This window comes from Xanthomonas vasicola (assembly GCF_000772705.2).
In the GTDB taxonomy this organism is placed as follows: Bacteria; Pseudomonadota; Gammaproteobacteria; order Xanthomonadales; family Xanthomonadaceae; genus Xanthomonas; species Xanthomonas vasicola.
This window is the reverse complement of record NZ_JSBW02000012.1, coordinates 26,859-51,486: the sequence shown is the minus strand read 5'-3', so window position 1 is coordinate 51,486 and position 24,628 is coordinate 26,859. Positions and strand designations below refer to the sequence as shown.

Annotated in this window: 24 protein-coding genes, 3 tRNA genes and 1 pseudogene; 18 read left to right on the top strand and 10 right to left on the bottom strand. The window is 63.6% G+C overall.

Annotated elements, in window-relative coordinates; translation table 11 throughout:
* Positions 1–337, top strand: a pseudogene (locus NX05_RS24105) (DUF2235 domain-containing protein); the annotation flags it as partial.
* A 30-nt stretch (positions 338–367) separates the two neighbouring features.
* Entirely contained in the window at positions 368–937 is a 570-nt protein-coding gene (locus tag NX05_RS02915; protein WP_053012825.1) for a hypothetical protein, read from the top strand.
* A gap of 219 nt (positions 938–1,156) precedes the next feature.
* Here the strand turns inward: NX05_RS02915 and NX05_RS02910 are convergent, their stop codons facing one another.
* On the bottom strand, positions 1,157–2,128 hold the full coding sequence (locus NX05_RS02910; RefSeq protein ID WP_010365771.1) for a LysR family transcriptional regulator: 972 nt from the start codon (positions 2,126–2,128) through the stop codon (positions 1,157–1,159).
* Positions 2,129–2,541: 413 nt separating this feature from the next.
* On the opposite strand from NX05_RS02910, the gene NX05_RS02905 reads away from it, so the two are divergent.
* The 5 genes from NX05_RS02905 (at position 2,542) to fdxA (ending at position 6,503) form a co-directional block, all read left to right on the top strand.
* Positions 2,542–3,174, top strand: a complete 633-nt coding sequence (locus tag NX05_RS02905; protein WP_010379684.1) for a 2-dehydro-3-deoxy-6-phosphogalactonate aldolase — start codon at positions 2,542–2,544, stop codon at positions 3,172–3,174.
* The gene (gene dgoD, locus NX05_RS02900; RefSeq protein ID WP_039437715.1) at positions 3,171–4,319 is read left to right on the top strand and encodes a galactonate dehydratase; all 1,149 of its coding nucleotides are present in this window, start codon (positions 3,171–3,173) and stop codon (positions 4,317–4,319) included. Before NX05_RS02905 ends, dgoD begins: the two co-directional genes overlap by 4 nt.
* The gene (locus NX05_RS02895) at positions 4,313–5,224 is read left to right on the top strand and encodes an SMP-30/gluconolactonase/LRE family protein (RefSeq protein ID WP_039437718.1); all 912 of its coding nucleotides are present in this window, start codon (positions 4,313–4,315) and stop codon (positions 5,222–5,224) included. The genes dgoD and NX05_RS02895 overlap by 7 nt, the downstream gene beginning before the upstream one ends.
* Positions 5,221–6,099: a 2-dehydro-3-deoxygalactonokinase gene (locus tag NX05_RS02890; protein ID WP_017118074.1), complete on the top strand. Its 879-nt coding sequence runs from the start codon at positions 5,221–5,223 to the stop codon at positions 6,097–6,099. Before NX05_RS02895 ends, NX05_RS02890 begins: the two co-directional genes overlap by 4 nt.
* Before the next feature lie 80 nt (positions 6,100–6,179).
* Positions 6,180–6,503 carry a ferredoxin FdxA gene (fdxA, locus tag NX05_RS02885; RefSeq protein ID WP_010379675.1) on the top strand — a complete coding sequence of 108 codons (324 nt, stop codon included), beginning with the start codon at positions 6,180–6,182 and terminating at the stop codon, positions 6,501–6,503.
* Between the two features lie 132 nt (positions 6,504–6,635).
* Here the strand turns inward: fdxA and NX05_RS02880 are convergent, their stop codons facing one another.
* Together NX05_RS02880 and dapA are read right to left on the bottom strand one after the other, a co-directional pair.
* Positions 6,636–7,154, bottom strand: a complete 519-nt coding sequence (locus NX05_RS02880) for a hypothetical protein (protein ID WP_017112600.1) — start codon at positions 7,152–7,154, stop codon at positions 6,636–6,638.
* A gap of 16 nt (positions 7,155–7,170) precedes the next feature.
* Complete coding sequence (gene dapA / locus NX05_RS02875) at positions 7,171–8,079, bottom strand: 4-hydroxy-tetrahydrodipicolinate synthase (RefSeq protein ID WP_039437722.1); 909 nt, start codon at positions 8,077–8,079, stop codon at positions 7,171–7,173.
* 91 nt (positions 8,080–8,170) lie between these two features.
* On the opposite strand from dapA, the gene NX05_RS02870 reads away from it, so the two are divergent.
* From NX05_RS02870 to NX05_RS02825, 10 genes are all read left to right on the top strand, one after another.
* Positions 8,171–8,797 (top strand): glycine cleavage system transcriptional repressor, encoded by a 627-nt coding sequence (locus NX05_RS02870; protein ID WP_104607773.1) that lies wholly within the window; start codon positions 8,171–8,173, stop codon positions 8,795–8,797.
* Positions 8,798–8,808: 11 nt separating this feature from the next.
* A complete protein-coding gene (locus tag NX05_RS02865) occupies positions 8,809–9,159 on the top strand; it encodes a ribonuclease E inhibitor RraB (protein ID WP_003481909.1) in 351 nt (116 codons plus the stop codon).
* A gap of 37 nt (positions 9,160–9,196) precedes the next feature.
* On the top strand, positions 9,197–9,679 hold the full coding sequence (locus NX05_RS02860) for a peroxiredoxin (protein WP_010365744.1): 483 nt from the start codon (positions 9,197–9,199) through the stop codon (positions 9,677–9,679).
* An 82-nt stretch (positions 9,680–9,761) separates the two neighbouring features.
* Positions 9,762–11,159, top strand: coding sequence for a PhoH family protein (locus NX05_RS02855; RefSeq protein WP_039437725.1), 1,398 nt, complete (start codon positions 9,762–9,764; stop codon positions 11,157–11,159).
* A complete protein-coding gene (locus NX05_RS02850) occupies positions 11,159–11,641 on the top strand; it encodes a hypothetical protein (RefSeq protein ID WP_039437729.1) in 483 nt (160 codons plus the stop codon). The genes NX05_RS02855 and NX05_RS02850 overlap by 1 nt, the downstream gene beginning before the upstream one ends.
* A 6-nt stretch (positions 11,642–11,647) precedes the next feature.
* On the top strand, positions 11,648–12,319 hold the full coding sequence (locus tag NX05_RS02845) for a YoaK family protein (protein ID WP_039437732.1): 672 nt from the start codon (positions 11,648–11,650) through the stop codon (positions 12,317–12,319).
* 37 nt (positions 12,320–12,356) lie between these two features.
* On the top strand, positions 12,357–13,166 hold the full coding sequence (gene thiD / locus NX05_RS02840) for a bifunctional hydroxymethylpyrimidine kinase/phosphomethylpyrimidine kinase (protein WP_010379666.1): 810 nt from the start codon (positions 12,357–12,359) through the stop codon (positions 13,164–13,166).
* On the top strand, positions 13,163–14,044 hold the full coding sequence (locus NX05_RS02835; RefSeq protein ID WP_010365733.1) for an alpha/beta hydrolase family protein: 882 nt from the start codon (positions 13,163–13,165) through the stop codon (positions 14,042–14,044). The genes thiD and NX05_RS02835 overlap by 4 nt, the downstream gene beginning before the upstream one ends.
* A gap of 40 nt (positions 14,045–14,084) precedes the next feature.
* Positions 14,085–14,161, top strand: a tRNA-Arg gene (locus tag NX05_RS02830).
* A gap of 95 nt (positions 14,162–14,256) precedes the next feature.
* A tRNA-Arg gene (locus tag NX05_RS02825) sits at positions 14,257–14,333 on the top strand.
* 167 nt (positions 14,334–14,500) lie between these two features.
* On the opposite strand, the gene NX05_RS02820 is transcribed toward NX05_RS02825, so the two are convergent.
* Together NX05_RS02820 and NX05_RS02815 are read right to left on the bottom strand one after the other, a co-directional pair.
* Positions 14,501–15,490 (bottom strand): DedA family protein/thiosulfate sulfurtransferase GlpE, encoded by a 990-nt coding sequence (locus NX05_RS02820; RefSeq protein WP_039437735.1) that lies wholly within the window; start codon positions 15,488–15,490, stop codon positions 14,501–14,503.
* A 44-nt stretch (positions 15,491–15,534) separates the two neighbouring features.
* The gene (locus NX05_RS02815; protein ID WP_039437738.1) at positions 15,535–16,479 is read right to left on the bottom strand and encodes a LysR substrate-binding domain-containing protein; all 945 of its coding nucleotides are present in this window, start codon (positions 16,477–16,479) and stop codon (positions 15,535–15,537) included.
* Positions 16,480–16,615: 136 nt separating this feature from the next.
* Between NX05_RS02815 and NX05_RS02810 the strand changes: the two genes are divergently transcribed.
* Complete coding sequence (locus tag NX05_RS02810) at positions 16,616–17,317, top strand: pirin family protein (RefSeq protein ID WP_039437740.1); 702 nt, start codon at positions 16,616–16,618, stop codon at positions 17,315–17,317.
* 426 nt (positions 17,318–17,743) lie between these two features.
* Here NX05_RS02810 and NX05_RS02805 read toward each other — a convergent pair whose 3' ends face one another.
* The 5 genes from NX05_RS02805 to recX all read right to left on the bottom strand — a co-directional run bounded on the left by NX05_RS02805 (position 17,744) and on the right by recX (position 24,596).
* Positions 17,744–19,714, bottom strand: coding sequence for a methyl-accepting chemotaxis protein (locus NX05_RS02805; RefSeq protein ID WP_172645769.1), 1,971 nt, complete (start codon positions 19,712–19,714; stop codon positions 17,744–17,746).
* A 1,114-nt stretch (positions 19,715–20,828) separates the two neighbouring features.
* Positions 20,829–20,921: transfer RNA gene (locus NX05_RS02800), tRNA-Ser, on the bottom strand.
* A gap of 83 nt (positions 20,922–21,004) precedes the next feature.
* Positions 21,005–21,217: a carbon storage regulator CsrA gene (gene csrA / locus NX05_RS02795; RefSeq protein ID WP_010365721.1), complete on the bottom strand. Its 213-nt coding sequence runs from the start codon at positions 21,215–21,217 to the stop codon at positions 21,005–21,007.
* 140 nt (positions 21,218–21,357) lie between these two features.
* Complete coding sequence (alaS, locus tag NX05_RS02790; RefSeq protein WP_039437742.1) at positions 21,358–24,006, bottom strand: alanine--tRNA ligase; 2,649 nt, start codon at positions 24,004–24,006, stop codon at positions 21,358–21,360.
* A gap of 101 nt (positions 24,007–24,107) precedes the next feature.
* Positions 24,108–24,596 carry a recombination regulator RecX gene (gene recX, locus NX05_RS02785; protein ID WP_039437745.1) on the bottom strand — a complete coding sequence of 163 codons (489 nt, stop codon included), beginning with the start codon at positions 24,594–24,596 and terminating at the stop codon, positions 24,108–24,110.
* Between the last annotated feature and the right edge of the window lie 32 nt (positions 24,597–24,628).

Sequence of the window (24,628 nt, the reverse complement as noted above, 5' to 3'; positions counted from 1 at the left end):
GCATGAGCGTGAGCACAGCCATGATCCGCAGCAGTGGCAAGTCCCGATGAAGCCCGATGCCCAGAAAGCGGCCGATAAACTGCCCTCCCTGCATGACGACCCGGAAGCATTCCTGGACCGCATGTTGTCCGCCGGACAGAACGACAACCGCGATCAGTTCCGTCTGATGACCCAGATCCTTGCCAATGAACCAGCCGGCCGCGCGTTGCGCGCCGAGGCTATCGAGACGGTAAACCGACAGGAACAGCAGGCCGCCCAGCAGGCGATGCAGGCGCAGCAACAACAGCAACAGCAACAGCAACAAGAAACGGTGCGCATCGGTGGGCGCAGCATGTAACAACGGGCAACAACAAAGGCAGGATGCACAATGGATACAAAAGACCCACTGACGTTGGTCAACAAGACCGCCGCACTCATGGAGCAGTTCGAGCGCCGCTGCAGTGAGATGGAACAACAACAACGCCGCCTCGCGCAGCAGTTGGAACAGGTGGCGCAGTCCTTGCCCGGGGTGATGACCCGTTCGGCAGAGCAGACCTTGCAGCGCGTTCCCGACACGTTGGTGAAAAATGTACAGCAGGGGATGGACCAGTCGGTTGCCGGGTTCGAGAAACGGCTGCAGCAGGCCGGTCGCTTGATCGCCGAAGGGGCGCAATCGCTGTCCGATCAACTCACGCGTATCGAGCGGGCGCAGCGCCTGTTGCTGTGGAAAGGCGCCGCGGTGGTGGTCGGAAGTCTGCTGGTGTTGCTGGGCGGCGGCGGATGGTTGCTGACCCGTTATCGCCAGCAAATCGAAGACAACCAGGTGCGTGCGGAGTTGCTGCGCGCCTACAACGCCGCCGACGTGACGCTCTGTGGCAACCGGTTGTGTGCCAATGTCGAGACCAAGGGCGCAGCCTACGGCGATCGCCGGCAATATCGGCAGGTCAAACCGCGCTGATTCCGGAGGCCAAGTCCACGATGCCGCGCTCCCGCCGTCCCAGGTATCGGGACGATGACATGCGCGCCATTGCGCCCCTGTCGGCGATATCTTGCACTGGCCGCTGCGCATCATCGCATTGCGACGGATCTGGTTCCGGCCCGTCATACTGCGGCCGCGATACCCTCACATCGGCACCGGTTGCCATGGTCATCCGATGACGCAGTTCTCCAAGACCGGCTAAACCGGCGACTCCGGCGCCCGCAAACCCGGATACAAACGCCGGGCAGTGGTACGCAACGCCTGCAAAATGCGCTCGGCACCCGGCGGCAGGATGTAATCGCGCCGACGGATGATGCCGAACGACTCCATCCGCACGCCCAGCTCGATCGGCAGCACGGTGAGCAATTTGGCCTGGATCAGCGGCGCTACCGATTCCACCGGCAAGGCGGTCAGCATGTCGGTGCCGCGCAGCAAGGTCGAGGTCACCGGCAGCGACGAGGTTTCGATGGCGTTGGTCGGCGTCTGCACACCGTGCTCCATGAACATCGAGTCCAGCCGCGCGCGCAGAACGCTATCGGCCGGCGGCAGGATCCAGCCATGCCGCACCAGATCGGCATGTTGCAGGCCGGCGCGGCTGGCCAGCGGGTGGCCGGCACGTGCGATCACCGAATGCGGCTCGTCGGCGAGTGGTTCGAACTCCAACTCGCCCACCCCTTCCGGCCCCAGGATGCGGCCGATCACGATGTCCAACTGCCCATCCAGCAATTTGGCCACCAGCGGGCGGCTGTAGTCCATTTCCACCCGCACCAGGATGTCGGGGAACTCGCGCTTTACCTCGGCGATCGCCTGCGGCACCAGGTTGGTGCCCGGATTGACTACCGTGCCGATCGAGGCCTGGCCCATGCGCCCGGCCAGTAGCGCGGCGATTTCTTCCTGCGCCCGGCCAATCTCCGACATCGCGGCGCGCGCACGCCGGATCAGCACGTGGCCGTACCAGGTGGGCTCCACGCCGCGGGCGTGCCGCTCAAATAGTTTCACGCCCAGCATGTCTTCCATTTCCGCCAGCAGCTTGGACGCCGCCGGTTGCGTCATGCTAGCGGCCTCAGCCGCACGCAAGACCGAGCGCTGTTCGTGCAAATGCAGCAGTAGCAAGAGCTGGCGGGTCTTGAGCCGGGCTGCGTTAAACCAGGGAGTACCGGAATTTGCCATAGCGTGCGATTGCGGCCGTGTATTCGTCGAAGGAATAGAATATGCCGAAAATTTCATTTGCAGCACATATCTCCCCGCGCGAGGCTATCGACCGCCGCAGCAGGAGCCCCTACCTCCCGGGCGCGGTGAAACAGACGTGACTTGCCCGGGCCTGGGCGGTACCACGCACGCCAACACGCGGAGGTGGACGACGATGACGGCATCTTGCCCACTAATGCAGGCCGTAAGACAGCGCACGCGGGCGCGGGCGGCACGGCGTCAAGGTCGGAATCCATGGCCTTCGTTGCCACGTCCTGGTCCCGATCTGCGCGTCAGCCGTCGTGCAGCGCCGCGCGCGATCGCGCAACCCTCCCCCGACGTTGCCGGCCACCCGGTCGCCAACGGCCGCTTTCTGCTCTACCGCGAGTAACCGCATGACTTCAGATACCACCGCCAACCCGTTCGCCCTGCCCCTGGTCGCCATCCTGCGCGGCATCACGCCGGAAGAGACGCTCGACCATGTCGGCGCGCTGATCGAGGCTGGTTTCGATGCAATCGAAATCCCGCTCAACTCGCCGCGCTGGGCCGAGAGCATCGCGCTGGCCCAGCAGACCTTCGGCGAACGCGCCTGGATCGGTGCCGGCACCGTACTGCGCAATGAAGACGTCGACACCTTGGTCGAGATCGGCGCGCGCTTCATCGTCACCCCCAACACGCGCCCGTCGCTGATCCGCCATGCGGTCTCCCGCGGCCTGACCGTGGTGGCCGGGTTCGCCACCGCCAGTGAGGCGTTCGACGCCATCGACGCCGGCGCAACCATTCTCAAGCTGTTCCCGGCAGCCACCTATGGCGCCGCGCATGTACGCGCCCTGCGCTCGGTACTGCCCAAGCACATCCCGGTCTACGTGGTCGGTGGCGTCAGCCCGCAGACCCTGGCCGGCTTCATCGCCCAGGGCGCCGCCGGCGCCGGCATCGGCGGCGAACTGTACAAACCTGCGCAATCGCTCGAAACAACCCAGACACATGCACGCGCCTTCGTGCAGGCCTACCAGGAACTGCAAGGATGAAGATCACCCGCCTCACCACCTACCACGCTGCGCCGCGCTGGCTATTCCTCAAGGTCGAAACCGACGAGGGCATCACCGGTTGGGGCGAGCCGGTTATCGAAGGCCGCGCGCGTTCGGTGGAGGCCGCCGTGCACGAACTGGCCGGCTATGTCGTCGGCAAGGATCCGTCGCGCATCAACGACCTGTGGCAGACCATGTACCGCGCCGGTTTCTACCGTGGCGGCGCCATCCTGATGAGCGCCATCGCCGGTATCGACCAGGCGTTGTGGGACATCAAGGGCAAGGCGCTGGGCGTGCCGGTGTACGAGCTGCTGGGCGGGCTGGTGCGCGATCGCATGAAGACCTATCGCTGGGTCGGCGGTGACCGCCCGGGCGCCATCATCCAGCAGATCACCGACTACCGCGCGCTGGGTTTCGACACCTTCAAGTTCAACGGCACCGAAGAAATGAAGCTGATCGACAGCGCGCGCGCCGTCGACGCGGCGGTGGTCAAGGTCGCTGAAATCCGCGAAGCCTTCGGCAACACCATCGACTTCGGCATCGACTTCCACGGCCGCGTCGGCGCACCGATGGCCAAGGCGCTGCTGCGCGAGCTCGAACCGTTCAAGCCGTTGTTCGTCGAAGAACCGGTGCTGGCCGAACAGGCTGAGTACTACCCGCGCCTGGCCGCAAGCACCTCGATTCCGCTCGCAGCCGGCGAGCGCATGTTCTCGCGTTTCGAATTCAAGAACGTGCTGTGCGCCGGCGGTATCGGCATGGTGCAGCCAGACCTGTCGCATGCCGGCGGCATCACCGAATGCGTCAAGATCGCCGCGATGGCCGAGGCCTACGATGTCGGCTTCGCGCCGCATTGCCCGCTCGGCCCGATCGCGCTGGCTGCATGCCTGCACGTGGACTTCGTCTCGCACAACGCCGTGCTGCAGGAACAGAGCATCGGCATCCATTACAACGAAGGCGCGGACCTGCTCGATTACGTCATCAACAAAGACGATTTTCACTGCGTGGATGGCAGCATTGCCGCCCTGCCCAAACCCGGGCTCGGTGTGGAGATCGACGAAGAGATGCTCAAGCGCGCAAACGAAAACCCGCCCGACTGGCGCAACCCGGTGTGGCGCCACGCTGACGGCAGCATCGCCGAATGGTGAGCACGCCCGAACACACCGCCGTGCTGGCGGTCGACAGCCGCTGCACCCATGGCGAAGGCGTGCTGTGGTGCACGCAGCGCGAGGCGCTCTACTGGGTCGACATCAGCGAAAAACGCCTGTGGCGGCATCATCCGGGCACTGCGCACACGCGCTACTGGACGCTGCCCGACCGCCCCGGCTGCATCGGCCTGATGGACGATGGTCGCGTGCTGATCGCGCTGGCCGAGGCGATCGGCATTGTCGATCCGGATAACGTCGAAGAAGACGTGCTGCCCTTCGAAAAACTGGCCGATGTGGAAGCGGACAACCCGCTCACGCGCAGCAACGATGGCCGCGCCGATCGCAACGGCAACTTCGTGTTCGGGACCATGGACGAACACGACACCAAGAGTGCGCGCGGGGCGATGTACCAGTTTTCGCTGAAACACGGCTTGCGCGCATTGCCGCTGCCGGGCGTGTCCATTCCCAACTCGATCTGCTTCAGCCCCGACGGCCGCACGCTGTATTACTGCGACTCGGTGCGCCCGCAGATCCTGTGTTGCGACTACGACGCCCAGACTGCGCAGACCAGTAACACCCGCGTGTTCACCACATTGGACCGCGACGATGCCGAACCGGACGGTTCGATCATCGATGCCGAAGGTCACCTGTGGAATGCGCAATGGCGTGCGTGGCGCGTAGTGCGCTATCGCCCCGACGGCAGCGTGGAGCGCATCGTGCAACTGCCGGTCAAGCACCCCACCTGCAGCGCCTTCGGTGGCGCCGCGCTTGACCGTCTGCACGTGATCAGCTCGCGTCTGGACCACAGCGCCGAAGAGTTAGCCCGTACCCCTGAGGCCGGCGGCTTGTACCTGTGCGATCTGCCTGTCGCGGGCCTGCCAGAGAGCCTGGTGGCCAGCGCGTGATCGCTATCGATTGGGGCACCAGCAGCTTGCGCGGCTATCTGCTCGATGCCGACGGCAAAGTGCTTGAGCAGCGGCGCGACAGCGACGGCATCCTCGCCTGCCAGGGCCGCTTTGCCGCGGTACTGGCTAGCTTGGTCGACGGCTGGGACGGCCCGCTGTTGCTTTCGGGCATGATCGGTAGTCGCAATGGCTGGGTCGAACAAGCCTATCTGCCCTGCCCGGCCGACACTGCCGCGCTCGCCCAGGCGATGCGTAGTTACGAGGACCTGCTGCCCGGTCGCACGCTGTGGTTCGTACCCGGCGTCAGCACCGGCGAACAGGCCAGCGTGCCGGATGTGATGCGCGGCGAAGAAACCCAGTTGGTCGGCCTGATGAGCGCTCTCGGCAATGGCGCGCATGTCGCCTGCCTGCCCGGCACGCACAGCAAATGGGCGTACATCGACAACGATCAGCTGACCGGGTTTGCCACCGTCATGACCGGCGAGCTGTACGCAGTGCTGCGTCAGCACAGCATCCTCGGCAAGCTGATGGATGACGACCACGCCGAGCCTGACACTGCAGCATTCCTCCAAGGTGTCGACCGCAGCAGCGAGCCCGGTGGACTCAGTCACCACTTGTTCGGCACCCGCACGCTCGGCCTGTTCGAACGGCTGTCCTCTGCGGCGCTGCCGTCTTACCTATCGGGCTTGCTGATCGGCCACGAACTGCGCGAGCACCGCGGCAACCACGCCACCGTGCACCTGGTCGGCAGCCCTGGGCTGGCGCAACGCTACGCGTTGGCGCTGCAGCACCTGGGCGTCGAACGCCAGCTGCATCCGGAAGATCTGGCTGCGACGGGGCTGTTCGCACTGGCCAGGCAGCGCGGACTGGCCTGACCAGCCAGCCTAAACGTCGACAACCCCACACCCATCACGCGACTGATTTAGAATTGGAAGGCTAAACGCCGGATTCCGCCATGCCTTTTGTTGTCACCGAAAACTGCATCAAGTGCAAATACACCGACTGCGTCGAGGTCTGTCCGGTGGATTGCTTCCACGTCGGCCCGAACTTCCTGGTCATCGACCCGGACGAGTGCATCGACTGCACCCTGTGCGAACCGGAATGCCCGGCCAACGCGATCTATCCGGAAGACGACGTGCCGGCAGGTCAGGAAGGCTTCGTCGCACTCAACGCCGAACTTGCCAAGGCCTGGCCGGTGTTGACCGTGCGCCAGGAAGCGCTGCCCGATGCCGCCGAATGGGATGGCAAGCCCAACAAATTGCCGCTGCTGCAGCGCTGAGCTGCACGATCAGACGCGCCGCGTTGACACCGCCGCGCACGTTCTGCAGAGCAATCGATCGCCAGTAACTCCGCACCAACGCAAAACGGGCACCCAAAGCGCCCGTTTTGCTTCCAGCGCATTGAACCGGCCTCAGCCGCCCAGCTTGCCCTTGAGCGCGGTGATCACGGCCACCGGCGCTGCCGCCGTTGCCGGCATGCCACGCGGATCCACTGCCGACACGTAGCTGCCGGCTTCGACCTTGACCACGCGCACCAGGAAGCTGGAACCCTCGTAGCTCACGTCATAGGAACCGAGCATCTGCGCCTTGCTGGCAATGGTCAGGCCCGGGATCTCGGCCAGTGCTGCGCCCACTTTGCCGAACACTTCATCGCGCTCGCCTGGCACGGTGAACCCGCTATTGGCGCTTGCCGACGGCGGCGTGTTGGCCTGCTGCTGCGTGGTCGAAGCCAGCGTCGGCACCTTCATCGCACCGGAGGTGTCGGGCAGGTTCAGATCCGGCGGCACCTCCAGCGGACGGGCTTCCGGGGCCAGCGCATAGTCGCCGCGCGCGCCCTTGTGAAACCAGCTGCAACCGCTCGTGGCAGCGACAGTGGCGGTCGCCAGCAACGCGAGCGACAGCACGCGGACGGGGGAAACGGAATGACGCATCGATAGATCTCCTGGGTCAGGCCGCGAGCATTTCGCGGCTGGAAAGCGCTTCCAACGCAATGGCGTCGGCGGCAAGGCGGTCGGCGGCAGGCTGGTGCGCCGCAGAAAGGGGTAATAGCGGCAAGCGCAGGCCATGGCCGATCCCGGCGCGCTGCAGCAGCGCCTTGACCGGGATGGGATTGGATTCGATACCGCAGAAGCTGTGGTACTCGCTCAGACGCGCATCCCACGCAATGGCAGCGTCGCGCTGACCGTTGCGGGCCAGATCGCACAGCCGCCGGTACGCCGTCGGCAAGGCGTTGGAGGCCACCGAAATCAGCCCGGCAGCGCCGGACAGCATCGATCGCGCTGCGCTGCCGTCGTCGCCACTGAGCACCACGAAACTGTCGCTGCGCAGCGCCACCAGCGCGGCCACGCGCTCGGGCTCGCTACGCGCTTCCTTGATGCCGACAATATTCGGATGCCCCGCCAGCTCGGCCACGGTCTCCGGCAACAGGTCGCAACCAGTACGGCCCGGCACGTTGTACAGCACCATCGGCAGGCCGCCGTTGTCGGCCACCGCCAGAAAATGTGCTTTCAACCCAGCCTGGGTCGGACGCACGTACGGCGGCGTCACCACCAACGCGTACTGCGCGCTCAGCGCGGCAGCGCGACGGGTCTGCGCAATGGTCTTTGCCGTCCCGGACAAGCCAGTACCGGCCAGCACCGGCACGCGGCCGGCCACCTGTGCAATAGCAGCACGCAGCAACGTGTCGTATTCGTCGTCGCTCAATGCCGCCGCTTCGCCGGTGGAGCCGGCGACCACAATTCCCTGCACGCCACCATGCAGCTGCTGCTCCAGCAGCCGCCGCCAGGCATCCAGGTCGAGTGCTCCATCGGGACCGAAGGGGGTCGCGAGCGCGGTGATGATGCCGGAAAGGGACAAGATTCTGCTGCTCTTACGTGACAAGAAAAGGCCCGCGCGCGCGGGTTGAAACCGTCTGCATGTTACTTGCGGCGCGAAACCACGGGCAAGTATGCTGGTCACCGCCAGGGCGCCTGCCCGGGCGGCCATTCAGCCTGATGCAATGCCGGAAGCCCCTTTGACCGACTCTACACCCCGGCCTTCGCCGACCGAAAATCACCTCCTGATCAACGCCTACACGACGCATCCGGAGTCCCCCCTGCTGCCCGTCACCCGCCGCATCGCCGACAGCGGCTGCAATCTCGTGGACGCCCGCCTGGCCACGGTTGGGCGGGACGTCTCGGTCACCGCACTGGCGACTGGCTCCTGGGATTCGGTCGCCAAGCTCGAAGCCATGCTGACCCGGCTCGAACGCGAAGAAGGCCTCAAGCTGGTGTGGTACCGCACCGGACCCAAGCAGACCCAGTCCAACCTGCTGCCCTACATCGTCGAGGTCATCGCCGCCGACAAGCCGAGCATCCTGTTCCAGCTGGCCGATTTCTTCGACCGCCAGGGCATCACCATCGAAAACCTGCAGAGCACGCGCTACCGCGCCATGCAGACCGGCGCGGAGATGTTTTCTGCGCAGGTGACGATCGGCGTGCCGGCCAACATGCACATCGCCGCCTTGCGCGATGATTTTCTGGAATTCTGTGATCACCTCAATCTCGACGCGATCATGGACCCGATGAAGTTCTAAGGCACCCATCCATGGCCATCGCGATTTCCGCGCTGAAACAGATGTTCGACCACATCCGCTCCGAGACCGACTGGAATCTCGACGGCCCGCTGCGCTGGGAATATTTCTTCGCCGACCCTGCGCAGGAACCGCTGCAGAAACTCGCCGAGCAACTGACCCAGGACGGCTACCGCGTCATCGATATCTTTCTCGGCGAACGCGACGAAGACGATGGCGACGATGAAGAGTCGTACTTCCTGCACGTGGACAAGAAAGAGCACCACACCATCGAATCGCTGAATCAGCGCAATGCGCAGTTCGATGCACTTGCCAAACGTTTCCATGTGGCTGCTTATGATGGGATGGACGTCGGCCCGGCATGACCGCGCCGTACGCCACTCCACTTTGGGCTGAGCAACGATGACCGACGCTGTGCTGGAATTACCCGCTGCAACATTCGATCTGCCGCTGGCGCTGTCCGGCGGCACCCAGACCACACTGCGCGGCTACGCCGGCAAGTGGTTGGTGCTTTACTTCTATCCGAAGGACAGCACGCCTGGCTGCACCACCGAAGGCCTGGACTTCAACGCATTGCTGCCACAATTTAAAAAGTCAGGCGCAGTGGTGCTGGGCGTCTCGCGCGATTCGGTGAAATCGCACGACAACTTCTGCGCCAAGCAAGGCTTCACCTTCCCCTTGATCAGCGACAGCGATGAAGCGCTGTGCCGCGCCTTCGACGTGATCAAGGAAAAGAACATGTACGGCAAACAGGTGCTCGGCATCGAGCGCAGCACCTTCTTGCTGTCGCCCGCGGGGCATGTCGTGCAGGAATGGCGCAAGGTCAAGGTGGCCGGCCATGCCGAGGCCGTGCTGGCTGCAGTAAAGGCGCACGCCAAACAGTGACACCCCTCGCTTCCCGCGTCCTCCATCACCCTGCACCTGCAGGCGTGATGGCTCGCCCCTGCTCCATCACTTGGAAGACCCAATGACCCGAGGCAAGCGCATCTACGTGCTGGACACCAACGTGCTGATGCACGATCCCACCGCGCTGTTCAAGTTCGAGGAACACGATGTGTTCCTGCCGATGCAGGTGATCGAGGAGCTCGACAACGCCAAGAAGGGCACCTCCGAAGTCAGTCGCAATGCACGCCAGGTCAGCCGTTTCCTGGACGAATTGCTGGAAAACACCAACGCCGAGCAGATCCAGACCGGCATCCTGCTCAGCCATCCGCAGGGCATCCAGCTCAAGGGCCAGGCCGCAATCGGCCGCCTGTTTTTCCAGATCAAGCCGATCGATCCGGGCCGCACCTTCGGCGCGATGCTGCCGGACAACAATATCCTGGCCTCGGTGCTGGCGCTGCGCGAAGAAAATCCGGATGTGCCGGTCATCCTGGTGTCCAAGGACATCAACCTGCGCATCAAGGCCTACATCAGCGGCCTGGTCGCCGAGGACTACCAGAACGATCGTGCGCTGGACGATTTCAGCCTGCTGTTCACCGGCGCCATCGAGCTGCCGGAAGATTTTTGGCAGAAGCACAACGAGGATCTGCGCAGCTGGAACGAACGCGGCCGCACTCATTACGAAATCGTGCTGGCAGACGATGAAGATTGGTACCCGAATCAGTACCTGTACCTGCCCGGCGAAGACGAGGTCGAGCTGCGCGTGGCCAAGGTCGGCGGCAGCAAGGCCACGCTGTGCCTGGTCGACGACTTCCGCAACAGCCAGCACGCGGTGTGGGGCATTGCCGCGCGCAACCGCGAGCAGAATTTCGCGCTCAACGCGCTGATGGACCCGGAGATCGATTTCGTCACCCTGCTCGGTACCGCCGGCACCGGCAAGACCTTGCTCGCACTGGCTGCGGGGCTGGCGCAGACGATGGATCAGCAGCGTTACCGCGAAATCATCATGACCCGCGCCACCGTCAGCGTGGGCGAAGACATCGGCTTCTTGCCCGGTACCGAAGAAGAAAAGATGACCCCGTGGATGGGCGCGCTGACCGACAACCTGGAAGTGCTCACCCACAACCAGGAAGGCGGCTCGTGGGGCCGCGCGGCCACCAACGACCTGCTCGCCAGCCGCATCAAGATCCGCTCGATGAACTTCATGCGCGGCCGCACGTTTCTTTCGCGGTATCTGATTCTGGACGAGGCGCAAAACCTCACCCCCAAGCAGATGAAAACGCTGATCACACGCGCCGGCCCCGGCACCAAGATCGTGTGCCTGGGCAATGTCGAACAGATCGACACCCCCTACCTCACCGAAACCACCTCGGGCCTGACCTATGCGGTAGATCGCTTCAAGGCATGGCCGCATAGCGCACACATCACGCTGCGTCGTGGCGAGCGTTCGCGTCTGGCCGACTTCGCCTCGGAGGTATTGTGATGCGCGCACTTCGCGGCGCAGTGGCGCTTGCCGTGATCGCGCTGGCTGGCTGCGCCACCACGCAGGGGCCGACCAGCGTGCCGACCAATCTCAAGAACGGGCAGTCGTGGATCATCACCCGGCAGGGCGTCGCCGAGCAGGTACTGCAAACCTGTTCGCGCGACAGCCCGGCGAAGCATCCCGGCCAGATCAGCGGCTATTGGGCGCCGAGCCATCAGCAGGTCGAACAGCTCGAAGCGCGGCAGGATGCGTTGACGCCCACCATTGCCCAGCCGCGCGCGTTCGACCGTCAATACGTGGGTGTGGTGATCCAGGGCCAGCAGTTGATCTACATCAACGCCTTCAAGCTGCCGAATACGCCGGAGGTGAAACCGGCCACCGAGGCGATCCAGGTCTGCGACGGTGGCAGCATGTTCTGGGGTGCGCTGTACGACCCGCAGACCGGCGCGTTTTCGCAGATTGCGGTGAACGGTAGTCCCTGACCCGAGATGGGAATCCTGCTACCGCGCTGGGTCTGGATTGGCGCGGTGGCATTGTCGGCCGTAGCCGGCATGGTCAATGTGGTGGGCTACCTGGGCTCAGAGCACCAGGTGGTCAGCCACCTCACCGGCACGACCAGCCTGCTCGGCGTTGCGCTGGCGCAAGATGGAGCCCCGAACATCGGTTTTCTCGGCGGTGTCCTCATCGCTTTCTGCGCAGGCGCCATGCTCAGCGGACTGATCATTGAGGACGATGTCTTACAGCCTGGACAGCGCTACGGCGCTGCACTACTGATCGAGGCGCTGCTGTTGCTGGGCGCGATTGCACTGTTCAAAATGCATCATGTCGGCGGCGTCCTGTGCGCCGCTGGCGCCTGCGGCCTGCAGAATGCGATGGCGACCACCCTCAGCGGTGCAGCGGTTCGCACCACGCATTTGAGCGGCATGTTCACCGACCTGGGCATCGGTCTGGGGCACATGCTGCGCGGGCGCCCGCTGCAGGTGCGCCGCCTCACGCTGAGCGCGCTGATCATCAGCGGCTTTCTTAGCGGCAGCATCCTCGGTACCTTGCTGTTCCAGCGCTGGCAGTACGACGCGCTCTACCTGCCCGCCAGCCTCACCGGATTGACCGGTGCCGGTTATGTTGCCTACCTGCAATGGCGTCGCTGGCGCATAGGATGATGCGCACATCCTCCGGCCAGCAGTGCAGAATCGGCAGATGACCACGCCCAGCACGCTGTCTGCATTGACCATCGCCGGCTCAGATTCAGGCGGTGGCGCCGGTATCCAGGCCGACCTCAAGACCTTTGCCGCACACCGCGTGCATGGGTTATCGGCAATTGCCGCATTGACCGCTCAACACACCCGCGCCGTCACCGCTGTGCATATTCCACCGCTGCCGTTTTTGCAGGCGCAGGTGGATGCCTGCTTCGCCGATTTCGAGATCCAGGCGGTCAAAGTCGGCATGCTGGCCAATGCCGACGTCATTCATTGCGTCGCCGATCTGCTCGAGCAGCATCGCCCGCCATTCGTGGTGCTCGACCCGGTGATGGTTTCTACCAGCGGCGCGCGCCTGCTCGAAGATGCCGCGCTGGAGGCGCTGCGCACGCGTCTGCTGCCGCTGGTCACGTTGATCACGCCCAATACGCCCGAAGCCGAGCTGATGATCGGCCGCCGCATCGACAGCGCCGATGCCGCCGAACGCGCCACTGCCGCCCTGCTCGACCTGGGCGCGAATGCGGTACTGCTCAAAGGCGGCCATCTGCACGAGGGTACACGCGTGCTCGATCGCTTCGATGACGGCGTAACCCAGGATGTGTTCATGCATCCGCGCCTGCAGGTCGACGCACACGGCACCGGCTGCAGCCTGTCGGCGGCGATTGCCGCGCAGCTGTGTCAGGGCCTGTCGTTACTCAACGCCTGCGAAGCGGCGATCGATTACGTTGCACGTGCCATCCGCCTTGGCCAATGCCCTGGCCATAGCAATGTGCTGGTGCTCGACCACTTCGGCGCAGCACCCAGCGCATGAGCGTGCAGACCGATACCTTGCGCGCCAGCGCTGCAGATGGACATCGCTGGCAGGTGACCCGTTGCGCGCCACCGCGACCGACTGCAACCCTGCTGTGGCTGCCCGCGTTGGGCGTGGCAGCGCGGCATTACCAACCCTTCGCACAGGCGCTCGCGTCCACCGGCGTCGCGGTATATCTGCACGAATGGCGCGGCAACGGCAGCAGCACGCTGCGCCCCTCGCGTGAGCACGATTGGGGCTATCGCACGCTGATTGCAGACGATCTGCCCGCCAGCCACACCCTGCTCGATCTGCACGACCCGCAGCTGCCGCGTGTCATCGGCGGACACAGCCTTGGCGGCCAGCTCGCGTGCTGCCATGCCGCGCTGGATCCGGCGCATTTTGCACAGCTCTGGCTGGTGGCCAGCGGCTCGCCGTACTGGCGCAATTTTCCCTCGCCAATGCGCTACGGCCTGCCGGTGGCATTCCGGTTGTTGCCGTGGCTGGCACGCAGGCAAGGCGTGCTGCACGGTCGCAAGCTCGGCTTCGGCGGCACTGAAGCACGCAGCCTGATTGCCGATTGGGCGCAAGTCGGCCGCAGCGGTCGCTATCGCGCGGCAGGTGCGCCATGGGATCTGGAACAGGCACTGAGCCAATTGCGCGTGCCGATCCGCGCGGTGACGCTTGCGTGCGACACGTTAGGTCCGGCAGGTCCGCTACGTGCATTACTCGACAAGATGCCGCAGGCACGCGCGAACCACGTGACGTTGGACGATAGGCAACTGGGCACGCGCAGCGATCATTTCGCCTGGATGAAAACGCCTGCGGCCGTGGTCGCTGCGCTGCGCAGTGCGTCTGACAATGCCATTAACGGCGATCGAATTTCACAAAGGGATTGACGGGCCCGCCGCTCATCCGCATAATTCCGCTCCTGACGAGGCGCCCGTAGCTCAGTTGGATAGAGTACCTGGCTACGAACCAGGCGGTCGGGAGTTCGAATCTCTCCGGGCGCACCATCTTCAGAACAAGAAAAAGACAGCATTCAACCGCTGTTTTTTCAGTTAAAAAGATCCGATCGCACTGCGTCAGATCTGCAAGTCGAACAAGATATGCGCCCGTAGCTCAGTTGGATAGAGTACCTGGCTACGAACCAGGCGGTCGGGAGTTCGAATCTCTCCGGGCGCACCAATCTTGAAGAAAACGACCAGCTTGCTGGTCTTTTTTTTGCCTGTCGTTTTTGCTTGCGCAGATGACGTTGTGTATCGCACTGCATTGCAGTGTGCCGCGTCATCAGGCAATGCCGATCTTTAGCGCAACGCTCGCCGACGCCACCGCGCGCACCGCATCCGCTGCACTCAGACAGTGGCAGCAGCGCTGACGTCAGCGGCGACGACCATCGGCACCAGCGAGGTCACCGGATGCCCGGCATCGCGCCATGCATCCAGACCGCCCAGTAGCGGCCGCACATCGCGATACCCGCGCTCGCGCATCCGCGCGGCCAACCACGCTGCAGATACTTCGTCCGGACACGCGCAATAGATCACCACGCTGCGATCGCGCGGCACGCTGGCCAGGATCTGCGCCAGCTGGCGCTCGTCGGCGAACACGGCGCCAGGAATCGTGTACGGCTGCAGCTCGCGATAGCCCGGCGCACGGATATCCAGCACGGTCGGCCGCAGGCTCTCGTCGCCATCCAGCAACGGCACCAGTTCGTCCACCGCGATGCGCGCATGTTCCAGCGATCGCAACAGGCTGTGCCGCCGCCACCAGCGCCAACCGACATAGCACGCCAGCAACGCGGCCAGCACCACGACCGCGCCCGAGCCGAGTTCTGACAGAAAGACGAGCACGTCCTGCACCTGATGCGCGAACACGGCCCCTACACTCAGGCCGACCAGCGCCCACAGCGATGCCCCGAATGCGTCGTAACGCAGGAATGCCGCAGGGCGCACCCTCATCGCACCGGCCATCGGCACCGACACCATCGACAAGCCCGGCACGAACTTGGCGACTGCCAGCACCCGTACGCCCCAGCGGGAAAAAAAGCGCTCAGTCTGCTTCATGCAGCTATCGCGCGATAGCGAGAGCCGACACAGCGACTGCAAGGTGCGATTGCCGAAGCGGCGACCGGCCAGATACCACGCCAGATCGCCCAACAAACTCGCCGAGACAGAGACCGCCAACGCCGCAAGCCCGGCCAACCAGGCATCACTACCGCCCTGCAGTGCGTAGCTCGCACCGACCAGCACCAGGGTCGGCAATGCCGGCACCGGCAGCCCGAGCGACAACGCCAGCACGTTGGCAAACACCAGCGCCAATCCGTACTGTTCGATCAAGCCTTGCATGCGACGACCCTGCGCGACGGCGAGCGGCCATTATCCGCCTTCCGTCACAACGGCGACTGCCCGGCAGCGACGGAGCGATACGTTGCGGCCAAGGTGTGCAACCAGCTGTGGAACAGGCCTTCGCTGCGCAAGGCACGTCGCCACCAGCCCAATGCCTCGCCCTCCTCGCCTGGCCGCCACGCCAGGTAAAAGGTTTCGTCGGGCTTGTGTGTTTCCACCTGCACCTCGCGCAGCCGGCCGTCCTGCAGCGCCCCGCGTGCGTAGGGCTCGGGCAGAAAGCCGTAACCGGCGCCGGCCAGTTGCAGCAGCAGCTTGGTGCGCATGTCCGACACGGTAAGCACATCGCGGCCGGACAACAGCCCAACCGTGCGCGGCAGCAGGCGCCGCGCCGAGTCCGCCACGGCGATCGCGCGATGTTCGGCCAGCTCGGCCGCGCCCAGCAGGCCGGCCGTCGCCAGCGGATGCGTGGATGCCACCGCAAACACGAAGCGCAGGGTGCCGATCGGCTCGGCCACATAGCCACCGCCACTTGGCCCCTCGCCCGCCGCCACGATCAGGTCCACGCGCCTGTCCAGCAGCGCCTCCCAACTACCCGACAACGACTCGCTCAGCACACGCAGCCGCGTGCTGTCGGCCACGGTGTAGAAGTCCAGAATCTGCGGCTGCAGCAAGGCCGCAGGCAGCACCGCATCCAGCCCGATCGCAAAGTCCGATTCCCACCCGGAGGCCACGCGCCGCACCCGCAACTCAAGCTCTTGCGCGGCACGCAACAGATGGCGCCCTTCGCGCAATAACTCGCGCCCAGCCTGAGTGGGCGTGGCTTTCGGCCCCACCCGCTCGAACAGCTGCACGCCCAGATCCTCTTCGAGCTTGGCCACCGTGTAGGAAATCGTCGACGGCACCTTGAACAGCACTTTGGCTGCAGCAGCGAACGAGCCACGGCGGTCGATGGCGTCGAGAATTTGCAGCGCTTCCAGGCTGATTTTCATTGTTCGAAATTTTCGATGGTAGCGGGCAAATCTACTCGCTTTTTCTCTCAGACGCAGAAGCGGAGACTACGCATCAAGCCGCTGGGACACCGATTCAACCCCCAGCGCCAATTCGAATCTTTCAAGGAGAAGCAGCATGTTGAATGTCCGCAAGAGCGAAACCCGTGGCCGCGCCGAACATGGCTGGTTGTCTTCGCGCCATACCTTCTCCTTTGCCAGTTACCACGACCCGCGCCACATGGGCATCGGCCCGCTGCGCGTGATCAACGAGGATAAGGTGCACCCGGGCGAAGGCTTCGGCACCCACGCACACCGCGACATGGAGATCATTTCTTATGTCTTGGGCGGCGCGCTGGAGCACAAGGACAGCATGGGCACCGGTTCGGTGCTGCATTACGGCGATGTGCAGCGCATGAGCGCCGGCAGCGGCGTGACCCATAGCGAGTTCAATCACTCGTCCAGCGAGCCGGTGCACTTCCTGCAGATCTGGGTGATGCCCGAGCGCGCAGGCATCGAGCCGAGCTACGAAGAAAAGCACTTCGATGCCGACAGCAAGCGCAACCAGTTGCGCCTGATCGCCTCGCCCGGTGGCGAGAATGGCTCGCTGCGCCTGCATCAGGATGCGCGCTTGTACGCCTCGATCCTGGATGGCGAAGTGGGCTTCCAGCAGCCACTGGCTGAAGGCCGCATCGGCTACGTGCAGGTGGCCCGCGGCAGTCTGAGCGTCAACGGTCAGGTGCTCTCGGCCGGCGACGCGGTGCAGATCATCGGCGAGCCGGAGATCGTACTGGCCGATGCAAGCGATGCCGAAGTGCTGGTATTCGACCTGCCAAAGTAATTGCCAACCCCTGGATGGATGGCGTACTGCGCGGCGCTGGCGTGCGATGCGTTAGCTAGCGCCGAAACAGACAAAGCCCGCTGATGCGGGCTTTGTTTTGTGCGGATTTGCTAGCGGACTGGCCAGCGGCGTAGGAATGGCTTGTGGCCTACGTGCTGCATATAGGGATCTAGAAAGCCACCTGCGGTTTGCGGTTTGCGGATTGAAATGCCGACCTGCAAAGGTCGGCTTGTGAGGTGTGAGTTGTGAGGTGCGGCTGACAACTCACATCATCATCGTGCCGGCTGACGTGTCATCTCGGCGGCGCTGATGAGAGCGAAGGTCTCACCACCACACGTCAGGCAACTCATTGCGAGATTCACCCGCAGAGCAGTCGCAAGACCAAGGGAACCGCTCCGTGCCGCATGCGGAACGCAGTGAACGTAATCACGCCGCCTTCGAGGCAGCGTTCCGCGTAGCCTGCGCAGCGGCCTGCACAGCAGTGCCATCCGTCTCGCCATTGGCATCGCCATTGGCATCGCCATTAACCAACGCGAACAGCGCATCGGCATCGCCTTCCAATACGTGCGCCGAGCGCGCCAGATCGTCGACCATCTGCGCCTGATCGCGTGCCTGCACACCGATCGACTGCAACGCCACGTTGGCCGTGGAAATATCCTGAGCCTGGTCACGGCTGGCAGCGGCGATCTGCTCCACGGTCGCAGTGACGCGCAGGACCGAGGTCACCATGTCCTGCATCACTACACCCGCTTGCTCGGCCAGGCGCGAGCCATCGCCGACCTGATCGGTTGCGTTGTCGATCAAGGAGCGAATCTCCTTGGCCGAGACGCTGCAACGTTGCGCAAGACTGCGCACTTCGGTCGCCACGACAGCGAAGCCACGCCCTTGCTCGCCAGCACGCGCAGCTTCCACCGCAGCGTTCAAGGCCAGGATATTGGTCTGGAACGCGATGCCGTCGATCACCTCGATGATCTGACCGATACGGTCGGTCGCCGAGCGAATGCCGGCGGTGGTCTTGACCACGTCGGCAATGACATCCGCGCCGCGCCGCGCCACCGCGGTCGAGTCTTCGGCCATGCGACGCGCAGAACCCGCGTTCTCGGAGTTGGTGCGCACTGTGGCAGCAAGTTGATCGATCGTGCGCGACGTCTGCTCCACCGCGGCCGATTGCGTGGATACGCGGCTGACCAACTCCTGGTTGCTGGCCGAAATATGGTGCGACTCGCGCTGTACGTTCTGCGCAATGCTCATGGTCTGCCGCATCAAATCGCGCATGCGCTCGGCCGAACGCACCTGCTCGGTCACATCGGTTGCGTACTTGACCACCTTGTACGGCCGCCCGGAGACATCCAGGATCGGGTTATAGGAAGCCTGGATCCACACCGCACCGCCATCCTTGCGCAGCCGGCGATAACGCCCGGCATCGAACTGGCCGCTTGCCAGCTTCGCCCAGAACTGGCGATATTCCGCTGACGCACGATAGGCCGCGTCCACGAACACGCTGTGGTGCTGACCGATCGCCTCAGCAGCCGGATACCCCAGGATGTTTAGAAAGTTCTCGTTGGCACCGAGCACGTTCCCTTTCAGGTCGAACTCGATCACGCCCATCACCTTGTCGATCGCCCGGATGCGCCCGTCTGCGTCGGCCGAATCGACCACCTGACGAGTCACGTCGGTCGCGTACTTGACCACCTTGTACGGGCGCCCGTGCTCGTCGAGCACCGGGTTGTAGGACGCCTGGATCCACACCGCCCTGCCGTCCTTGCCGATGCGCCGGTAACGCCCCGCGTCGAAGGCGCCGCGCCCGAGCGAATCCCAGAACGCGCGATATGCAGCCGACTGACGCGTCGTCGTATCCACGAACATGCCATGGTGCTTGCCGACAATCTCCTCCAACCGATAACCCATCACGTGCAAGAAATTCTGGTTGGCCGCGAGCACGGTACCGTCCAGAGAAAATTCGATGACCGCCATCACCTTGTCGATGGCGTCGATGCGCCCTTCAAAATCAGCGGTCTGGCGTACCTGTGCGGTGATGTCGGTGGCGTACTTCACCACGCGATAGGCCTTGCCGGATCGATCCAGCAACGGGTTGTACGATGCGTTGATCCACACCTCGCGCCCGTGCTTGTCCAGGCGGCAGAAGCGCCCGGCATTGAAGTCGCCGCGACGCAGCGCCTCCCAGAACTGCCGATAGCTTTCGCTGTCGCGATCGGTAGGCGTCACGAACATGCGGTGATGCTGGCCGACCACCTCGTCCAGTCGATACCCCATCAAGCCTAGGAAATTTGGGTTTGCATGCAGAATGCGGCCATCCAGATCGAACTCGATCACCGCCATCACCCGGTCCACCGCCGCGGCCTTGTGTTGCAGCCCACGGCCCCAGAAAGAGAACACGCGTCCAAGCAGGTGCGATAGGCGCATCACGTCAAAATCCGAGATTTGGTTCACGTCCTTAGCGACCCATGCGCCGGTTACTTAACCCCGCTGCGCACGGCATCTCCAAGGCGGTTCAGATCTTGTCATGGAGAGGCAACGCGCCCCGCCGGGAAGCGCTTCCGACACCCGCTCCGAGTCTCTGTGCGGCATGCCGGGGAGGCGACCGACTGCGGTGCAAGATATCGGTAGTAGCTGCACTGGCGACATCCACCGCGAAGATTGATAAGCCTTCCATACTTGCCCCTCGTTCGCAGTATTGGGCTTCGCCCCTTGACGATTAGTACGAGCGGATTGGCGCACTGGCCTAGCTGAAACAGCGACAGACCGAACGATGCACCCTGGCGTAGAAGCAGCGCTGTCATGCACTACCCGACCGCGTATGCAAAAGACAGGAAAACCGGAAGCGCCCAAAACGCATCCATCCGAGACCCTCTGGCTTACGTCGATGCGTCTGGCTTGATATGTCGTGCAACACGCTTGCGCAGCCGGATGGAGTAAAGCATCGCCCCGCGTTGCGCGCATGCTTGCGGGCGCGGGCCATAGCAATGCGCATGTAATGGCACACCGCATGCGCGCGCCGCAAACCAATGGATTCGCAGGAAGCAGTCAGTGCAAACCTCTTCGCACGATTGGGGTCGCGATGCAGGCGCGCGTAAAACGAGTAGCTCCCAAGCATTCGGACGAAGCGAGCAAGCCAAGTGCCCATGCCGCAAGCCAGCTCTTGTTCCCGAGCTATGAGCTAGCCGTAGATGCGAAGAATCGCGGCAAGCCGCGGATGCGACCAAAGCCGGAAAGCTGCACTCCGCTCAGGAGCTGTCGAGACCGACCACGCGGTACAGCGTGCGGCGATGTAGTTGCACACACGCTCGTTCAAGCTGAGTGCGTCTTGGGAACGTCTCTGCGGAGGCGAACCACTGCTAGCCCCAATCCAAGAGGGTCTCGCAAGAGCCCAGGCAATGCGTATTGCTGCAGCGAGCACACGCCAGTATCAGCCAACCTTCGTTGAATCAAGGACCATAGCTACACACATAAAAACGCCCGCAAATCAGTGATTTGCGGGCGTCTAGAACACTGGCGGAGCGAGAGGGATTCGAACCCTCGATAGAGCTTTTGACCCTATACTCCCTTAGCAGGGGAGCCCCTTCAGCCGCTCGGGCATCGCTCCAGTTTTTGCTGCCTGCCGCGATGTCTGTGGCAGGCCGCGAAGAATACCGGGTAAGAGGGGCTAACGTAAACCCTTTACAACGATCAATTCGAAGAATCGTCACCGCGATGTGCGCCGGAAGCGACCGGCTCATCCCCACGCTGGATGCGCTGATAGATTTCTTCGCGATGCACAGCGACATCCTTGGGTGCGGTAATACCGATGCGCACCTGATTGCCCTTGACGCCGAGAACGGTCACGGTGACCGAGTCGCCGATCATCAAGGTTTCGGCTACCCGGCGAGTGAGGATCAACATTTTGCAAATCTCCTGTAACCGGTGGATTTCCCCACCAGCATCGACGGCCTCCTGAGTGAGACGCGCCCTACGTAAAGGGAATAGACCAGAAATGGTAGCGGGACATCCTGCTAGCCAGCAAGGCATAGCAGGACAAGTGTTCAGCCCAAGTGTTGCTTGACCCAGAGGGGCACACCGTCGAGTGCGGTCGCAAGGGCGGGCCCGTCCTCGCCACCACCCTGGGCGAGATCCGGACGGCCACCGCCCTTGCCGCCGATCTGACTGGCGATATAGCCGAGGAGTTCCCCTGCCTTCACCTTGCCAGTTGGGCTGCCGTTCACACCAGCGACAAGCGCAACTTTGCCGCCTGAAGCGCCAGCCAGCACGATCACCGCGTCGCCGAGCTGTTGCTTCAGGCGATCCATCGCATCGCGTAGCGCCTTGGCATCGAAGCCTTCCAGACGCACTGCCACCACCTTGACCCCGGCCACATCGATCGCACCAGCACCCAAATCAGCCGTTGCACCCGACGCCAGCTTGGCCTTGAGCGATTCCAGCTCGCGCTCCAGCCGCTTCTGGCGCTCAGTCAGTGCGCGCACCTTGTCGACCACCTCGGTGGCGTTGCCGCCGAGCAGATGGGCGGCTTCAAGCAAGCGACGCTCCTCGTCGGCCACATAGTCCAGCGCACCCTGCCCGGTCACCGCTTCGATACGGCGCACACCCGAGGACACGCCGCCTTCGGAGGTGATCTTGAACAAGCCGATGTCGCCGGTACGGGTGACATGGGTGCCACCACACAGCTCGGTGGAATAACCGCCCATCTTGAGCACGCGCACGTTTTCGCCGTATTTCTCGCCGAACAGCGCCATCGCGCCGAAATCCAGCGCCTCCTGCATGGCCATGTTGTGCACTTCCACGCCATGGTTCGTGCGCACTTCAGCATTAACCTTGCGCTCGATCACAGCGAGCTCATCCGCAGTGATCGGCTGGAAGTGCGAGAAGTCGAAGCGCAGCCGATCAGGCGCGACCAGCGAGCCCTTCTGCTGCACATGCGTCCCCAATACTTCGCGCAACGCGGCGTGCAGCAAGTGGGTCGCCGAATGGTTGAGGATGGTCTTGCCGCGACGTTGCACGTCGATTCCACCGGCAAGCACATCGCCAAGCGCAAGCGTGCCTTCGCTGATGCGACCTACATGGCCATGGAACTGGCCGGCGAACTTCTGCGTGTCGGCCACTTCGATCGAGACACCGGGGCCGCTCAGCTGGCCGCTATCGCCAACCTGGCCACCCGATTCGGCATAGAACGGCGTACGGTCGGTGAACACGATCACCTCGTCGCCCGCTTCTGCACGTTCGACGGGGCGGCCCTGCTTGAGCAGTGCCACGACCTTGAGCGCATCGGCATCGTACGCGTCGTAACCCAGGAACACGGTTGGCGACATGCTGGCGACCAGGTCGGCCGGCAATGCCACGCCGCCGCCGAACTTGCCCGCCGCACGCGCGGTCTCGCGCTGACGCTCCATGGCGAACTCGAAGCCCTCCATGTCTACGCGCATGCCGCGCTCGCGCGCGATATCGGCGGTCAGGTCGACTGGGAAACCATAGGTGTCGTACAAGCGAAACGCATCGGCGCCGGGGATACTTTCCTGCGAGCGCGACGCGACCTCGTCGAAGATTTTCATGCCGGCGTCCAGCGTCTCCGCAAAACGCTCTTCTTCGGCCAACAAGGCGCGCGCGACGGTGTCCTTGGCCACCACCAGCTCGGGATAGGCTTCGCCCATCAGTTCGACCAGCGTGGGCACCATCTTGCTGAAGAACGGCTGGCGCACGCCCAGCATCCAGCCATGGCGTAGCGCACGCCGGATGATCCGCCGCAGCACGTAACCGCGGCCTTCGTTGGAGGGCAGCACGCCATCGACGATGAGGAACGAACAGGCGCGTATGTGATCGGCGATCACCCGCAGTGACTTGTTTTCCAGATCGGTGATGCCAGTCAATGCGCTGGCCTTGCCGATCAACGCCTGGAACAGGTCGATTTCGTAGTTGGTATGGACATGCTGCAGGATCGCGGCCAGACGCTCCAATCCCATACCGGTGTCCACGCATGGCGCCGGCAGCGGCACCAGGGTGCCATCGGGCTGGCGATCGAACTGCATGAAGACCAGGTTCCAGATCTCGATGAAGCGGTCGCCATCTTCGTCGGGCGACCCCGGCGGACCACCGGCGATGTGATCGCCGTGGTCGAAGAAAATTTCGGTACACGGGCCGCACGGGCCGGTGTCGGCCATCTGCCAGAAATTGTCCGAGGCGTACGGCGCACCCTTGTTATCGCCGATGCGCACGATGCGGCTTTCCGGAATGCCGATCATGTCGCGCCACAACGCGAAGGCTTCTTCGTCGGTGTGGTAGACGGTCACCAGCAGGCGTTCTGCCGGCAGCTTCCAGACCTGGGTCAGCAGCTCCCATGCCCACGCGATGGCGTCCTTCTTGAAGTAATCGCCGAACGACCAGTTGCCGAGCATTTCGAAGAAGGTGTGGTGACGCGCGGTGTAGCCCACCGAATCCAGATCGTTGTGCTTGCCACCGGCACGCAGGCAGCGCTGCACGTCTGCGGCACGTACGTAACTGCGTTTCTCCGCGCCAAGGAAGACGTCCTTGAACTGGACCATGCCGGAGTTGGTAAACAGCAAGGTGGGGTCATTGCCTGGCACCAGCGGCGCGGATGGCACAATGGTGTGGCCCTTCCCCTCGAAGAACGCGAGGAAGTCACTACGGATCTGGGAAGTGCTGAATTTGGCAGGTGCGTTCATGTGCTGGCATTGGGCGGGCGGCAGTTCCGCTCACCCAATGAGATGTGGGCGCAGATGAGCGGAACAACCTGAATCCGCGAAGGGTAGCAGGCCTGACGCCCTCAGTCCTCAAGGTCGAAGCGCGTGGCACTGCGAATGCTGTTGCCGTCGAAACCACGCCGGGCCAGCAAATCGGCGGCCTTGCGCCGCTGTGGAAGGTCCACTAGGCCCTGCTCGCCGAAACGACGGCGGATTAAGTCGCGCGCGTTTTCGGTCCAATCGCCTTCAAACGTTGCCATAGCGGCACTGATGGCCTCGCTATCCAGGCCATGGGTTCCGAGTTCGGCACGGATATGCAGCGGGCCATAACCGGAGCCGGCGCGATTGCGCACCACGGCAGCAGCGAAACGGGCGTCGTCTTGCCACCCTTCGCCAGTAAGGCGATCGACGGCGGCCTGCGCCGCATCTGGCTCGATCCCCCGGGCCAGCAGCTTGCGGTTCAATTCTTTGCGCGAATGTTCGCGCCGCACCAATAGACCGAGTGCGCGCTGGACCGGCGTCTGCTCCTTGAACCGGCGCCCCCGCTTTGGTGCGGGCTCTTGCTCGTCCATCGTCAGATGTCCTGAATCGCTGAAGATCGTAT